At 66.5% G+C, this 15239-nt stretch carries 9 protein-coding genes; 5 read left to right on the forward strand and 4 right to left on the reverse strand.

Translation table 11 applies throughout. The features are described 5' to 3' along the window. Positions 1 to 2: 2 nt before the first annotated feature. A complete protein-coding gene (locus AACH40_RS15350; protein WP_338643154.1) occupies positions 3 to 1529 on the reverse strand; it encodes an acetyl-CoA acetyltransferase in 1527 nt (508 codons plus the stop codon). A 149-nt stretch (positions 1530 to 1678) separates the two neighbouring features. Between AACH40_RS15350 and AACH40_RS15355 the strand changes: the two genes are divergently transcribed. The 4 genes from AACH40_RS15355 to AACH40_RS15370 all read left to right on the forward strand — a co-directional run bounded on the left by AACH40_RS15355 (position 1679) and on the right by AACH40_RS15370 (position 7750). Beyond that, a complete protein-coding gene (locus AACH40_RS15355) occupies positions 1679 to 3322 on the forward strand; it encodes a GMC family oxidoreductase (protein ID WP_338643155.1) in 1644 nt (547 codons plus the stop codon). Further along, positions 3319 to 4296, forward strand: coding sequence for an MDR family oxidoreductase (locus AACH40_RS15360; protein WP_338643156.1), 978 nt, complete (start codon positions 3319 to 3321; stop codon positions 4294 to 4296). Before AACH40_RS15355 ends, AACH40_RS15360 begins: the two co-directional genes overlap by 4 nt. A gap of 391 nt (positions 4297 to 4687) precedes the next feature. Further along, positions 4688 to 5122 carry a hypothetical protein gene (locus AACH40_RS15365; protein WP_169491466.1) on the forward strand — a complete coding sequence of 145 codons (435 nt, stop codon included), beginning with the start codon at positions 4688 to 4690 and terminating at the stop codon, positions 5120 to 5122. 111 nt (positions 5123 to 5233) lie between these two features. After that, positions 5234 to 7750, forward strand: a complete 2517-nt coding sequence (locus AACH40_RS15370; protein WP_338643157.1) for a TonB-dependent receptor domain-containing protein — start codon at positions 5234 to 5236, stop codon at positions 7748 to 7750. A gap of 50 nt (positions 7751 to 7800) precedes the next feature. Here the strand turns inward: AACH40_RS15370 and AACH40_RS15375 are convergent, their stop codons facing one another. From AACH40_RS15375 to AACH40_RS15385, 3 genes are all read right to left on the reverse strand, one after another. Further along, positions 7801 to 9687: an AMP-binding protein gene (locus AACH40_RS15375; protein WP_338643158.1), complete on the reverse strand. Its 1887-nt coding sequence runs from the start codon at positions 9685 to 9687 to the stop codon at positions 7801 to 7803. A 74-nt stretch (positions 9688 to 9761) separates the two neighbouring features. Further along, positions 9762 to 11525, reverse strand: a complete 1764-nt coding sequence (locus AACH40_RS15380; protein ID WP_338643160.1) for an MFS transporter — start codon at positions 11523 to 11525, stop codon at positions 9762 to 9764. 34 nt (positions 11526 to 11559) lie between these two features. Then, positions 11560 to 13005 (reverse strand): DcaP family trimeric outer membrane transporter, encoded by a 1446-nt coding sequence (locus tag AACH40_RS15385; RefSeq protein WP_338643161.1) that lies wholly within the window; start codon positions 13003 to 13005, stop codon positions 11560 to 11562. 186 nt (positions 13006 to 13191) lie between these two features. On the opposite strand from AACH40_RS15385, the gene acs reads away from it, so the two are divergent. Then, positions 13192 to 15141, forward strand: coding sequence for an acetate--CoA ligase (gene acs / locus AACH40_RS15390; RefSeq protein WP_338646119.1), 1950 nt, complete (start codon positions 13192 to 13194; stop codon positions 15139 to 15141). The last annotated feature ends 98 nt before the right edge of the window (positions 15142 to 15239 follow it).

Below are 15239 nucleotides of genomic sequence, written 5' to 3' on the forward strand. Positions count from 1 at the left end.
CCTCAGCCCAGCACGAAGCCGTTGCGCTTCTCGTCCGGCGTGACCGTCACCTTCTTGCCCAGCGGATCGCTTTCGATCATCGCGGCGATGGTCGCGGCATCACGGCTTTCTGCAATGAACCGCCCCCCGCTGTCGAGGTCGCCGATCACGATCGCCTGCACCGGATCGGCCTTGGCATAGACGATCGTATAAGTGCCCACCGTGCCCGCGCCCGCTGGCTTTTCTGCCAGCACCGCCTTGGGTACGGCGTCGAGCTTGTCCTGCACCGTCTTCGTTTCGCAGCCCGGCCATTCGCGCGGGGTGGTCGACAGGATCGCCGCGCCGTACTTCGACTGGAAGCCGCCGTTCAGCCCGACGAAGCCGAAGCTGCCGGGCTTTTCGCGCAAGGTTTCGGTCATGCTGGCAAAGGCATGCATCGAATAGTTGTTGCCCGCCCCGCCGAAGTAGGGAAGCCCGCCGGTGACGGTGAGGCCCCGCGGGTCCTGCGGCGAAAGGCCCAGATAGCGCACCGCGGCGTTGAACACCGGGATCGGGAAGCAGGAATAGAAATCGAACGCGGCCATGTCGTCGGCGCTCTTGCCCGCTGTCGCAAAGGCGGCGTCGATCGCGGCCTTGGCCGCCGGATAGGCGTCGATCTCGGGCCGGTCGAGGATCTCGCGCTCGGTGCCGAGCGCCGCGCCGTGGAGGTAGACCCACTTGTCTTCGGGCACGCCCGCTTCGCGCGCGGCCTTGACCGACATCAGCACCACGGCGGCCGCCTGGTTCACCTGGTCGCGCGATACCATCTTGAGCGGGTATGGATCGGCGATCATGCGGTTGCGCTCGCCCACGGTGGCGATCTCTTCCGCGCTCATCGGCTTGACCGCGGCCGAGCTGTAGGGGTTGGTCGCGGCGACTTCGGTGAAGGGGGCGAACAGCTTGCCCATCTCCAGCGCATAGTCGGCGCGCGACAGGCCCAGCTTGGCCCGGCGCGCGTTCTCGCACAGCGCATAGGCGACGACCGGGGCACGGATGCCGTGGGCGATGCTGGTGGCCGAAAGCGTGCCTTCGAAGCCCATCCCCATGTCGATCATCTCGCCATCGTCATGTTCGGCCCAGTCGCGCGTCTCGCCCTTGGTGGTCAGGTGGCGCACGGTGGAGATCGCCTCGCTGCCGAAGGCGAGCGCAGCCTCGACTTCGCCGCGCGCGATCTTGTCGCCCAGGTCCGCGATCAGCGCGAGCGGCGACTGGCCGCCGACCTTGTGCAGGATGGCAACGTCCGGCTTCAGGCCCAGCCGGCGCGCCACGGCCAGCGGCATCTTTTCCGCGCGACCGAAGGGCACCTGCATCGCGCCCGATTCCTCGAACGTGCGCACCGACCCCACCGCCTTGATGCGCCCGGAAATGTCAGCGCCCGCATCGGCGATGGCTGCTGCCGCAGCGCGCTCGGACAAGTCGGCAAACGAAAGACCTGCGTAATCGGGCGCGTCGATCCGTTCAACGAACTGGCCGACGCCGACGATGACGGGGGTGGTATCGCTGACTGTCACGTTCGGGCACCTCTTGCATGGCGGCGGTGCGGGTGGCGCTTGCTTGCCAACGCGCACTTGTGCCGGTTGATTCGTTGCGCCATCAGTGTTCTTAACTGCGCGATTAATCAACCGCCCTCGCACGAGGCGATTGTCGGGAAGAGGCGGAATTGGGCGAAGACGGCGTTAGGCTGGAAGGCGATTGGGACTACATCGTGGTCGGCGCAGGCTCGGCCGGATGCGTCGTCGCCAACCGCCTCTCCGCCGATCCAGGCACGCGCGTCCTGCTGCTCGAAGCGGGCGGGCGGGACAACTGGATCTGGTTCCACATTCCCGTCGGCTACCTGTTCGCCATCGGCAATCCGCGTGCCGATTGGATGTTCGAAACCGAAGCCGAACCCGGCCTCAACGGCCGCGCGCTCAAGTATCCGCGCGGCAAGGTGATCGGCGGCTGCTCGGCGATCAACGCGATGATCTCGATGCGCGGGCAGGCGGCCGACTACGACCACTGGCGGCAGCTGGGCCTCGAAGGCTGGAGCTGGGCCGATGTGGCGCCGGTGTTCCGCCGCCTTGACGATCACTTCCTGGGCGATGGAGAACACCATGCAACCGGCGGCGAATGGCGGGTCGAACCGCCGCGCGTGCGCTGGCCCGTGCTCGATGCCGTGGCCCGCGCCGCGAACGAAATGGGCGTCGCCTCGGTGCCCGATTTCAACACCGGCGACAACGAAGGCGTCGGCTATTTCCATGTGAACCAGAAGCGCGGGGTGCGCTGGTCGGCGGCGACGGCGTTCCTCAAGCCGGTGCTGGGGCGCCCCAACCTGCGGCTCGAAACCGGGGTGCTGGTAGACCGCGTGGTGATCGAACAGGGCCACGCGTCCGGCATCCGCTTCCGCCGCGGCGGCGAGGTGGTGGAGGCGCGGTGCCGGGGCGAAGTGATCCTGTGTGCAGGTGCGGTGGCAAGCCCGCTGATCCTGCAGCGCTCCGGCATCGGCCCGGCGGCTGAGCTGGCGCGCCATGGGATCGCCCGCCTGGTCGACCGGCCGGGTGTCGGCGGCAACCTGCAGGACCATCTGCAGCAGCGCGCGATCTACACCGTGGCGGGGGTGCGCACGCTCAACGAAACGTACTGGAACCTGGCGCGCCGGGCGTGGATGGGGGTGGAATACGCGCTGTTCCGCAACGGACCGCTGACGATGGCGCCTTCGCAGCTCGGCCTGTTCACCCGCTCCTCGCCCGAGCACGAGCGCGCCAACATCCAGTTCCACGTCCAGCCGCTGTCGCTCGACAGGTTCGGCGATCCGCTGCACCGCTTCCCGGCGATCACCGTGTCGGCCTGCAACCTCAGGCCCACATCGCGCGGGGCCGTGCGGCTGCGCTCGGCCGATCCGGCGGACAAGCCGGTCATTGCGCCGGGTTACCTCGCGACCGACGAGGACCGCCGCGTCGCCGCCGATGCCATCCGGGTTACCCGCCGGCTGATGGGGCAAGGCGCGCTCGCCCCCTACCAGCCCGCCGAATGGCTGCCCGGCCCCGGCGTGGGCGACGACGAGGCCGCGCTGGCGAAGGCGGCGGGCGACATCGGCACGACGATCTTCCACCCCGTCGGCACGGCGAGGATGGGCCGAACCGACGACCCGGCCGCCGTGGTCGATGCCCGGCTGCGCGTGATTGGCATCGAAGGCTTGCGCGTGATCGATGCCTCGGTGATGCCGACGATCACATCGGGGAACACCAACACGCCAACCGTGATGATCGGGGCAAAGGGCGCCGCGATGGTGCTTGCCGACAACCAGAAAGGACTGCGACGATGAAGGCGATCGTGATCGAAAAGGGCGAAGGCGGGCAGACCGTCGCGCTGAAGGACTTTCCCGAGGCCGACCTGATGGACGGCGACGTGACCGTCCGGATCAGCCATTCGACGGTCAACTACAAGGACGGCCTGGCGCTGACCGGCGCGGCACCGATCGTCCGCCGCTTTCCGATGATCCCCGGCATCGACTTTGCCGGCGTGGTCGAAACTTCGAGCAGCCCCGACTACAAGCCTGGCGACAAGGTTCTCCTGAATGGCTGGGGGACGAGCGAGACCCACCTTGGCGGATATGCGCAGAAGAGCCGGGTGCCCGCGAGCATGCTGGTGCCGCTGCCCGAAGGGCTGACGGCGCGGCAGGCGATGGCGATCGGCACGGCGGGGTACACCGCGATGCTCTCGGTCATGGCGATCGATGCCGTGGGCGTGACGCCCGACCATGGCCCGGCGATCGTGACGGGGGCGGCCGGCGGGGTCGGCTCGGTGGCGACGACGCTGCTCGCCCGCGCCGGCTGGCATGTCATCGCCTCGACCGGGCGGACCGAGGAGGCTGAATACCTGAAGGGGCTGGGCGCCGCCGAAGTGATCCACCGCGACGAGCTGTCCGGCACGCCCAAGCCGATTGCCGGCGAGCGCTGGGCGGCGGGCGTGGATTCGGTCGGCTCCAACACGCTCGCCAATGTCCTTGCCCAGACCAAGTACGACGGCGCGGTGACGTCGTGCGGGCTGGCGCAGGGCATGGACCTGCCGGCATCGGTGGCGCCGTTCATCCTGCGCGGGATCAAGCTGCTGGGCATCGATTCCGTCCATTGCCCCCGCCCGCGCCGGTTCGAGGCGTGGCAGCGGCTGGCCAGCGAACTGGATCTCGACAGGCTGGAAGCGATGATCACCACCGTACCGCTGGAGGACGTGATCGCACTCGGCCCGCAGATCCTGGCTGGCAAGGTGCGCGGGCGGATCGTGGTGGAGATCGGCTGATCGGCCGTTTGGACGAGGCCGATCCGCGCCGGATCGGCCCACCTTAAATCGGCCAAGTTGACAAAGTTGACAGACTTCAGGGGATAAACTTCCGGCAACCCCCGGCCGTCGGTCCAAGGCCGCCGACGGCGGAGCCGTTGGCAGCGGAAATGGCAGGATTGCGGGGTGTTCGGGCGGTGCATGGCGCCCGGTATACAGGCGATCAGGGGTGTAGGACATCGCCGCCGCGATGTTGGACACCTGTTGTGGTTACACCATGCATATGCAATTCATTGTCTGACACGCCGATGGCCATCTGGCTCGGCGCGCCGCGATTGCCCTTTGGTGCATATCGGAGTGCGCTGTGGACCACAGGGTTGCGAGGCCGGGGCCTGTCGCCGAGGGAAGAGGCATGGACCGGGCCGCACAGGAACTTCGCGATGCACTGGCCCTGCCGATCGCGGCGGGGACGATCGGGCTGTACCGATCGAGCGAGGACATCGGCCGGCGGCTGGAGCAGTCCTTTCCCTTTGCCGGGGCGAAGATCGACTGGAGCTTGACCAGAGGCCACCTTGCCGTCAGCGCCGGCGCGCGCAGCCTGGTCGGCTTTTCGGCCTTTTTCGAGGACCGGCGAACCGCGCTGGGCAACGACCAGCCCGCATTCTACCTGAGCGAAGGGCCGATCGACTTTGCCCTGCGCGCATCGCTGATCACGTTCCAGCGCCACCTGCGATCGATCGTCTCGGTCCCCGCGCACCACTACTTCGTGGCCGAGGATTTCAGCTGGTGCATCGTCTATTCGATGGAAGGCGACATCGATTTCGGCTGGTCGCCCGTCCATCGCTGACGCGCGAGACCGGGGACCCGCAGATAAAATACTTATGGCGATCACTGCCATCGCTGAACACATCATCCGTAAGCGGCCCGAGTTCATTTCAATCTCGGGAACTCGTATCCAATGCGTCCATGGAACCTCCTGCTGTCGACCGCCCTTTTTGTCGGGACGGCTTCGACCGCCTTCGCCGAAAGTGATGCGGCGGCGGAAAAGGCCGACAAGGCGAAGACTTCAGCGCAGGCGGCCCCGGCCAAGACATTCAGCACCGGCGTCGCCAAGGGGCGCGACCTGCTCGACACCGCGATTTCGGCGAGCACGCTCGACGAGACCGACCTGCCCAAGCTGGGCGTGCCGTCGGTTGCCGGCATCGTCGCCAACCTTCCCGGCATTCGCGCCGAAACTTCGGGCGTCGATGGCTTTTCCGCGCTGACCGTGCGCGGACTGCCGCTGTCGGCCGATGGCACGCGCTATGTCCAGATCCAGGAGGACGGCCTGCCTGTCCTGGAATTCGGGGACATTCACCTGGCCGGCGTGGACACTTTCGTGCGCGCTGATATCGGCCTGTCGCAGATCCAGTCGATCCGAGGCGGTTCGGCATCGACCTTCGCCTCCAATTCGCCGGGTGGCGTTATCAACCTGATCTCCAAGACGGGCGAGACCGAGGGCGGCACGCTGCTGGTATCATCGGGCCTTGGCTATGACCTGCATCGCGCCGATTTCGAATACGGCGCGCCGCTTGGCGAAGGCTGGCGCTTTCACATCGGCGGCTTCTTCCATGAAGGCGAAGGCCCGCGTGAAGTGGGCTACACCGGTACGCGCGGGGGCCAGATCAAGGTCAACCTGACCCACACCTTTGCCGGCGGCTATATCCGCTTCTACGGCAAGTACCTCGACGATCGCCAGGCGCTCTATTCGCTGTTCCCGCTGCAGATCAGCGGCACCAATGACTCGCCCAAGTTCAGCAACCTGCCGGGCACGGACATCAAGCGCGACACGCTCAATTCGAAGTATGTGTCGAGCCTTACCGGCGTGGATGACCAGAACAATCCGACCCGTGTCGACCTGCACGACGGCATCCGCGGCGTGAGCAAGGCGGTCGGACTGGAAGCGCAGTTCGAGATCGGCGACTGGACCGTTACCGACAAGTTCCGCTTCGCTTCGAACAGCGGCGCGTACAACGAGAACATTTCGCTGCTGACGCTTCCCGCCGCGGCAATGGTCGCCACGTTCGGAGGACCTGGCGCGGTGCTCAGCTATGTCGGCGGCCCGAACAACGGCAAGCCGGTGACCGACCTGGCCGGGCTGAACGGCAACGGCCTGCTTTCGGTGCCGATCTACGTTCATGCCGATCTCAACAACCTCGACAACGTGACCAACGACCTGCGGGCCAGCCGCACGTTCGCGATGGGCGAGGGCAAGCTGACGACCACGGCGGGCGTCTATTATTCTTCGCAGAACGTGGACATGTACTGGTCGCTGACCAACGGGCTGGAAGGATATGCCGCGCATGGCAAAGGCACGCGTTTCGATCTGACCGCAGCGGACGGCACGCACATTACCGATGCCGGCATCCTTGCTTATGGCTTCATCAGCGGCGCCCCGTTGTTCACCTACCATCGCCGGTATGACGTGAACTACCGCGTGCTGGCCCCTTATGCTTCGGCCAACTACCAGATCGGCAAGCTGTCGATCGGCGGCAGCTTGCGGCTGGACACCGGCAAGGTGAGCGGCAGCCTGTACGGCGCCGATCTGGGCGGCGGGCGCAATGGCGCCAGCGCGATCGACGTCAATGGCGATGGCGTGATCTCGCTGCCCGAAACGCAGGTTTCGGTCCTGCCGCTCTCGCGTCCGGGCAATGTCGGCTACAACTATCACTATGTGTCGTATTCGGCCGGCGTGAACTATCGCGTGGCCGAGCCGCTTTCGGTGTTCGCGCGCTACAGCCGGGGCGGCCGAGCGGGTGCCGAGCGCCTGCTGTTCACGCCGCAGCAGGATCCGGACACCGGCAAACTGACCGACAGTTCGGCGGCCTATGGCATCGTCAAGCAAGCCGAAGCCGGCGTGAAGCTGCGCAAGGACGGCGTGAGCCTGTTCCTGACCGGCTTCTGGGCTTCGACCGGCGAATCCGGGTTCCAGATCGGCGCCGATGCCGACGGCAATGCCAAGGTGATCTCGTACAGCCGATCCTACAGCGCCAAGGGTTTGGAGCTTGAAGGCGAAGTGCAGCGCGGACCTTTCAGCCTTGCGCTGGGCGCCACCTACGCCAAGTCGAAGATCGATCGCGACACGACCAACCCCGCGATCGAGGGCAACCGGCCGCGCCACCAGCCTTCGTTGTTCTTCTCTGCCCGGCCGCAGTTCCAGCAGGGAATGGTGACCTTTGGCGCAACGGTGAACGGTACGACCAGCAGCTATGCACAGGATACCAACGTGCTGAAGCAGCCGGGCTACGTGATCGTCAGCCCCTACCTGTTCGTCCGCCCGGTCGAGCGGCTGGAACTGGGGCTGACCGCGTTCAACGCCTTCGACAAGCTGGCCTTCGTCAACGTGTCGGCGGCGGCCATTCCGGCGCTGGGCGTGGTCAATGCGCAGACGCTGAACGGCAGGACGGTGACCGGATCGGTGCGCCTGTCGTTCTGATCCGCACGGGACGTGGCGGGGGACAGCACCCTCGCCACGCCCGCGGGGCGTCAGACTTCCTCGTGCGCCCGGACGCGCGCCAGCAGCATGGCGGGAACGGCGGGATCGTCGATCGTGGGGGGTGTTGGCGCGTCCTCGCCATTGACGATCTTGCGCAGCAGGTTGCGCAGCGTCTTACCTGAACGGGTCTTGGGCAGCGCGGGGACGATGTAGGCGGTCTTGAGCGCGGCGACGGCGCCGAGTTCGCTGCGGACGGCCTTGATCACCGCGTCATGCAGCGCCTGTTCGCTTCCCGCCCCGGCGCGGGGCACGACGAAGGCGACCGGGATCATGCCCTTGATCGCATCGTCGGCGCCGATCACCGCGCATTCGGCAACGCCATCGACGGCTGCGACGATCTGCTCCATCTGCCCGGTCGACAGGCGGTGCCCGGCGACGTTGATGATGTCGTCGGTGCGGCCCATGATGTGGACGAAGCCGTCCTCGTCGATGAAGCCGGCATCGCCGGTTTCGTACCAGCCGGGGAAGGTGGCGAAGTTCTTCGCGTAGCCTGCATGGTTGTTCCACAGCGTGCGGAAGACGCCGGGCGGCAGGGGACTGCGCAAGGCCACCGCGCCGCTCTGCCCGGCGGGCACTTCGTGGCCGCTTTCATCGAGAATCGCGAATTCGTAGCCCGGCACGGGGAAGCCGGCGCTGCCGCGCTTGCGGCGCAGATCGCCAAGCGCCGCGCAACTGGCGAGCGCGGGCCAGCCGAGTTCGGTCTGCCACCAGTGGTCGATGACCGGCAGGCCCGACTTGTCCTCCAGCCAGCCGATGGTGTCCGGATCGGCGCGCTCGCCGGCAAGGAAGATCGCCTGGCATTGGCCGGTGCCGATCTCATTGAGGAAGGTGGCGTCCGGGTCCTCCTTGCGCACCGCGCGGATCGCGGTCGGCGCGGTGAAGAAGGTCTTCACGCCGTGGCGCGCGATGGTGCGCCAGAAGGTGCCGGGATCGGGCGTGCCGACCGGCTTGCCTTCGAACAGGACGGTGGCCGCGCCGACCAGCAGCGGCGCGTAGACGATGTAGCTGTGGCCGACGACCCAGCCGACGTCGCTCGCGGCCCAGAACACGTCGCCCGCGCCGATGCCGTAGATGTTGGCCATCGACCAGGCGAGCGCGACGGCATGGCCGCCGTTGTCGCGCACCACGCCCTTGGGCGTGCCGGTGGTGCCCGAGGTGTAGAGCACGTAGAGCGGATCGGCGGAGGCGACCTCGACCGGGGCCGGCGCGGGATCGCCGGCAGTGGCGGCGCGCAGGGTGTCCCAATCGAGATCGCGGGGGGAGGAAAGTTCGGCCACGGGGCCGGTATCGCGCTGATGGAGCACGACGTGGTCGACCGCGTGGTTGGCGAGGCGCAGGGCTTCGTCGACCAGCGGCTTGTAGGCGATCGTCCGCGCGCCCTCGATCCCGCAGCTGGCGGTAAGGACGAGGCGGGGCGCGGCATCGTCGATGCGCTTGGCGAGTTCCAGGGGCGCGAAGCCGCCGAACACCACCGAATGGATCGCGCCCAACCGCGCGCAGGCGAGCATGGCGAAGACCGTCTGCGGGATCATCGGCATGTAGAGCACGACGCGATCGCCCTTGGCCAGCCCAAGCGAAGCCAGCATCGCGGCGACGCGGCCGACTTCGTCGAGCAGGTCGGCATAGCTGTAGGCGCGGACGGTGCCGGTGACGGGGCTGTCGTAGATCAGCGCGGTTGCGTCGCCCCGCCCCGCCGCCACGTGGCGGTCGACGCAGTTGGCGCAGGTGTTGAGCGAGGCGCCGGGATACCAGCCCTGCGCTTCATCGAAAGAGCGCGCAGGCGGAGAGATCCACTCTACGCTGCGCGCCGCCTGCGACCAGAAGTGCTCCGGGTGGTTGATGCTGTCGCGCCAGGCCTGTTCGTAGGCTTCGCTCATGTCCTGTCCCTGCATTATGTGCTGGCGCCCGGTGTGCCGCTTATGCGGGCCGGGCGCCAGTTCGACTTTGGTCGTCAGTTGTCGATGCTGCGCTTGTAGGTTTCGGGCAGCACGATCAGGCCGATCACCACGGTCGCCGCCGCGACGACCACGGGGTACCAGAAGCCGTGGTAGATATCGCCGTTGGCCGCGACCATGGCAAAGCCGATGGCGGGCAGCAGGCCGCCGAGCCAGCCGTTGCCGATGTGGTAGGGCAGCGACATCGACGAATAGCGGATGCGGCTAGGGAACAGTTCGACCAGCATCGCCGCGATCGGGCCGTAGACCATGGTCACCAGCAGCACGAGATAGAAAAGCAGCGCGACGACCAGCGGCTTGTTCATCTGCGCCGGGTCGGCCTTGGCGGGATAGCCGACCTTGGCGAGTTCACCGACCACGGCGGACTTGGCTTCGACCGCGGGCTTGCCCGCGCTGGCAGGCGCGGCCTTCACTTCGGGCGCGCCGACCACGTGCGCGGTGAAGGCAGAGATGGCCTTCTTACGATCGTCGCCGGAAACCTTGGCCGGATCGGGAGCGACGATGGTGGTGCCGCCGATGGTGACCGACGCGATGGTGCCGGCGGGCGCGGCGACGTTTTCGTAGTTCACCGCCGCCTTGGCGAGGGCGTTCTTGACGATATCGCAGCTGGTGCTGTCGAACTTGTTGGCACCGACGGGATCGAACTGCGAGGAGCATTCGCCTGCGTAGGCGGTGACCTTAACCGGGGCATTGGCCTGCGCATGGGCGAGCGCGGGATTGGCCGCTTCGGTCAGCGCGTGGAACACCGGGAACATCGTTGCCGCCGCAAGCGCCGCGCCGCCGAGGATGATCGGCTTGCGCCCGACCTTGTCCGACAGCCAGCCGAAGAACAGGAAGAACGGCGTGGCCATGACGAGCGCGATGATGGTCAAGGTGTTGGCCTGGATGCCATCGACCTTGAGCATCTTTTCAAGGAAATACATCGCGTAGAGCTGGCCGGTGTACCACACCACGGCCTGGCCCATGATCGCGCCGAAGAAGGCGATCAGCACGATCTTCAGGTTCTTCCACTCACCGAAGGCTTCGGTCAGCGGCGCCTTCGAGGCGGTGCCTTCGGTCTTCATCTTCTGGAAGACGGGGCTTTCGTGGAGCTTGAGGCGCAGCCACAGGCCGACGCACAGGAACACGCCCGACAGCAGGTAGGGCACGCGCCAGCCCCAGGCCTTGAACGCATCTTCGCCCACGCCCGTCACCGGCGAGCGCACGGTGATGACGATCAGCAGCGCCATGGCAAGGCCGGCGGTGGCGGTGATCTGGATCCAGCTGGTGTAGAGCCCGCGCTTGTTGTCGGGCGCGTGTTCGGCGACGTAAGTCGCCGCGCCGCCGTATTCACCGCCCAGCGCCAGTCCCTGGAACATGCGCAGCACGACGAGCATGATGGGGGCGGCCACCCCGACCGTTTCGTAAGTGGGCAGGCAGCCGACGAGGAACGTCGAGAGGCCCATGACCAGCAGGGTGATGATGAAGGTGTAGCGGCGGCCAAAGGTGTCGCCGATCTTGCCGAACACCAGCGCGCCGAAGGGGCGGACGATGAAGCCCGCCGCGAACACCAGCAGCGCCATGATGAACGAGGTGGTGGGGTTGAGCCCGGTAAGGAACTTGGCCGCGATGATCGAGGTCAGCAGGCCGTAGAGGTAGAAATCGTACCATTCGAACACCGTGCCGAGCGAGGACGCGGTGATGATCAGCTTTTCGCTGTGGGTGGCCTGATGATGCCTTGGCAGGGCGCTGAAATCGTCAGCTATGTCGATTTGCGACATGGGTTGGTCCTCTCCGTCGTTTGTCTTGTCTTTATCAGAAGCCGTACTTGGCGGCGAATTCGACCCGGTCGAGCTTGCCGCTGCCGCCGTTCACCAGCTTGCGCTGACCGTGGCGCAGTTCGATGCCGAGGTCGATGTTCCTGACCGGCGACCAGAACAGGTTGCCGGCAACGCTCCATGCCTCGCGATTGTAGGTGGCGATGCTGGCGGCCGCGATGTCGTCGGCGTATCGGACATGCTGGTAGCTGCCCATCAGGTTGGCGCGCAGGCCGGACGCGATGCCGAGCCGCAGCGCCGCCATCGCGGCGAACGTCGAAACGCCATGCAATTGTCCGCTGGCGGGATCGAGCACGGCATCGGGCGCAAAGTTGACGCCGATGTAGCGGCCGGCACCGTTGCCGTAAGTCGCCATGAAGCGCAGGTCGCTCACCCTATCGGTGCTCAGGTAGAGCTTGCCTGCGGCGCTGAGGCCCCAGCCGAAACGGGTGTCCGAAAGCGCGCCGTTCTGGACGCGCAGCTGGCGGGCAAGGCCGGCCAGCGACAGTTCGCCGATCTTGCCCGCATAGGCGAGGCGCGCGGTCGCATCGGGCAGGTGATCGTCGCCGTTTTCTGTCAGCGCCGGCGCGCCGAGGCTGGCCGAAGCGGTTTCCGGATTTTCCGCCGCGACGTGCAGCGTCAGTTCCTTCGACAGGGCTTGCGAGTAGCGCACCAGCGGCTGGCGGACGAAGACGGTGCCTTCGGTGGTGCCGACGTAATCGGTGCTTTCGGGCAAGGCGCCGGTGTACTGGAACGTGGTCCAGTCCTGGCCGAAGGTCCACTTGTCCACCTGCATCCACGCGCGGCGCAGCGCGAGGGTGTAGCCGTTGGTGGTGCGCTGGTTGCCCCCGCCGGTGACGCTGGCCGAGGTGTTGGGCGTGGTTTCGAAGTCGGTTTCGACGTAGCCCTTCACCGCGTGCCCTGCGATGTCCGAAGCGAAGTTCAGCCACAGCCGGGTCTGGCGCGCGCTGAAATCCTGATCGCGCGATGCGGGCCCCTTCCCCACCGGGATCGACTGCGGCAGCCAGAAGTCGCGGCCTTGCGTGTTGTTGGCCATCTCGCCGCCTGAAAAGCGGCTGTTGGTGGCAACGAGCTTGAGATAGCCGCCGAGCCGGACGGTGGTGTTGCCATCGCGGAACCCTTCGGCAGGCGGCGTGGGCCGGGCTTCGAGCGAGGCGACGCGCTTCTCCACGGCCTCGGCCTTTGCCGCGGCGGCGGCGATGCCGGTTGCCTGCGCCTGTGCCAGGCTGGCAGCCTGCGCTGTTTCGGCCTGCTGCTGGCGCGCGGCCTGGAGATCGGCCTTGAGCGCAATCATTTCACCTTCGAGCTTTTCGAGCCGGGCTTCGAGCTCGGCTTCGTGGGCGGTGCGCGCTTGTGCCAGCGAAGGCAGTGCGAGCGCACCGGTCAGCAGCAGCGCCCGCAGCGCTTGTCTGGTATGGTTCATTGACCCTCTCCTCAGGTGTCCATCTTTCGGGACACTTCCGTTCGATCCGTGGCGAGTTTCGGACCGACGGGCCTTGGCAACCAGAGCGAGGATGGTCTTATATCTACGACCAAGGTCTATGCGCGCAGCGACGCGAGCCTGCGGTATCTGCAGCGCAAACACGAGAACGAGAGGAGTCCGGTGAAAATGGGCGAAGCCGTCTACCCCGTGCCCGAGAACTGGGCCGCCAACGCACTGGTCGACGAAGCGCGGTATTTCGAGATGTACCGCCAGTCGATCGAGGATCCGGACGCCTTCTGGGCCGAGCACGGCAAGCGAATCGACTGGATCAAGCCGTTCACCACGGTGAAGAACACATCGTACCACGAAGCCGATTTCGGCATCCGCTGGTTCGAGGACGGTTCACTCAACCTTTCGGCCAACTGCCTTGACCGCCACCTCGCGACGCGCGGCGACGACATCGCCATCCTGTGGGAGCCGGACAGCCCGAGCGAACCCGAACGCCGCATCACCTATCGCCAGCTGCACGAACAGGTCTGCCGCTTTGCCAACCTGCTCAAGAGCCGGGGCGTGAAGAAGGGCGAGCGGGTGACGATCTATCTGCCGATGGTGCCCGAAGCCGCCGTTGCGATGCTGGCCTGCGCGCGGATCGGCGCAATCCATTCGATCGTGTTTGCAGGGTTCAGCCCCGATGCGCTGGCCGGCCGCATCATCGATTGCGACAGCCGCATCGTGCTGACCGCCGACGAAGGCCTGCGCGGCGGCAAGAAGGTTCCGCTGAAGGCCAACGTCGACGAGGCGCTCAAGCAGTGCCCCGATGTCGATACCGTGGTGCTGCTGCGCCGCACCGGGGCCGACGTCGCCTTCGTCGAAGGCCGCGACGTGGACTGGGCGAGCGCGGTGGCCGGGCAGAGCGCCGAGTGCGCGCCCGAGGAAATGAGCGCGGAGGACCCGCTGTTCATCCTCTATACCTCTGGCTCCACCGGCAAGCCCAAGGGCGTGCTGCACACCACCGGCGGCTATGCCGTGTGGGCATCGATGACGCACGAGTACGTGTTCGACTATCGTCCGGGGCAGATCTACTGGTGCGCCGCCGATATCGGCTGGGTCACGGGCCATTCCTACGTCGTCTACGGCCCGCTGATGAACGGCGCGACCACGGTGATGTTCGAAGGCGTGCCCAACTTCCCCGATCCCAGCCGGTTCTGGCAGGTGGTCGACAAGTTCGGCGTCGAGATCTTCTACGGCGCCCCGACCGCGCTGCGCGCGCTGATGCGCGAGGGCGACGAATGGGTGAAGAAGACCAGCCGCCAGTCGCTGCGGCTGCTGGGTTCGGTGGGCGAGCCGATCAATCCCGAAGCGTGGGAATGGTATCACAAGGTGGTGGGCGATGCCCGCTGCCCGATCGTCGATACCTGGTGGCAGACCGAAACCGGCGGCGCGATGATCACCCCGCTGCCCGGCGCCACGCCGCTGAAGCCGGGTTCGGCCAGCCGCCCGTTCTTCGGGGTGAAGCCCGCGCTGGTCGACAACGACGGCAACTTCCTTGACGGGGCGACCGACGGCTGCCTGGTCATCACCGACAGCTGGCCCGGGCAGATGCGCACCGTGTGGGGTGACCACGAGCGCTTCTTCCAGACCTATTTCAGCACGTTCAAGGGCCTGTACTTCACCGGCGACGGCTGCCGTCGCGACGAGGACGGGTACTACTGGATCACCGGCCGCATCGACGACGTGATCAACGTGTCTGGCCACCGCATGGGCACCGCCGAGATCGAAAGCGCGCTGGTGGCGCATCCCAAGGTGGCCGAGGCCGCGGTGGTGGGCATGCCGCACGACATCAAGGGCCAGGGCATCTATGCCTTCGTCACCTGCAATGCCGAGATCGAGCCCGACGAGGCGCTGCGCAAGGAGCTGGTCGCGTGGGTCCGCCACGAGATTGGTCCGATTGCGACGCCGGACGTGATCCAGTTCGCACCGGGCCTGCCCAAGACCCGTTCGGGCAAGATCATGCGCCGCATCCTGCGCAAGATCGGAGAAAACGACGTTTCAAATCTGGGTGATACGTCGACGCTTGCCGATCCGTCGGTGGTTGACAACCTGCTCGCCAACCGGCCGCAACTGGCCAATGCCTGATGTTTTGAAGGAGCCGCCGCCCCGCCCGGCAGCGGCTCTTTCGAGCACTCGATCCGATTTCGAATGATCTTGGATATATTTCGTCCGGCTTGCGCATA

Source organism: Novosphingobium olei, from assembly GCF_037076535.1.
GTDB classification, from domain to species: domain Bacteria; phylum Pseudomonadota; class Alphaproteobacteria; order Sphingomonadales; family Sphingomonadaceae; genus Novosphingobium; species Novosphingobium olei.

Excerpts from the sequence above, each read along its gene's own strand:
- AACH40_RS15360 (WP_338643156.1), top strand. The coding sequence starts at position 3,319 with ATGAAGGCGATCGTGATCGAAAAGGGCGAAGGCGGGCAGACCGTCGCG.
- AACH40_RS15365 (WP_169491466.1), top strand. The coding sequence starts at position 4,688 with ATGGACCGGGCCGCACAGGAACTTCGCGATGCACTGGCCCTGCCGATC.
- AACH40_RS15370 (WP_338643157.1), top strand. The coding sequence starts at position 5,234 with ATGCGTCCATGGAACCTCCTGCTGTCGACCGCCCTTTTTGTCGGGACG.
- AACH40_RS15375 (WP_338643158.1), bottom strand. The coding sequence starts at position 9,687 with ATGAGCGAAGCCTACGAACAGGCCTGGCGCGACAGCATCAACCACCCG.
- AACH40_RS15380 (WP_338643160.1), bottom strand. The coding sequence starts at position 11,525 with ATGTCGCAAATCGACATAGCTGACGATTTCAGCGCCCTGCCAAGGCAT.
- AACH40_RS15385 (WP_338643161.1), bottom strand. The coding sequence starts at position 13,005 with ATGAACCATACCAGACAAGCGCTGCGGGCGCTGCTGCTGACCGGTGCG.
- acs (WP_338646119.1), top strand. The coding sequence starts at position 13,192 with ATGGGCGAAGCCGTCTACCCCGTGCCCGAGAACTGGGCCGCCAACGCA.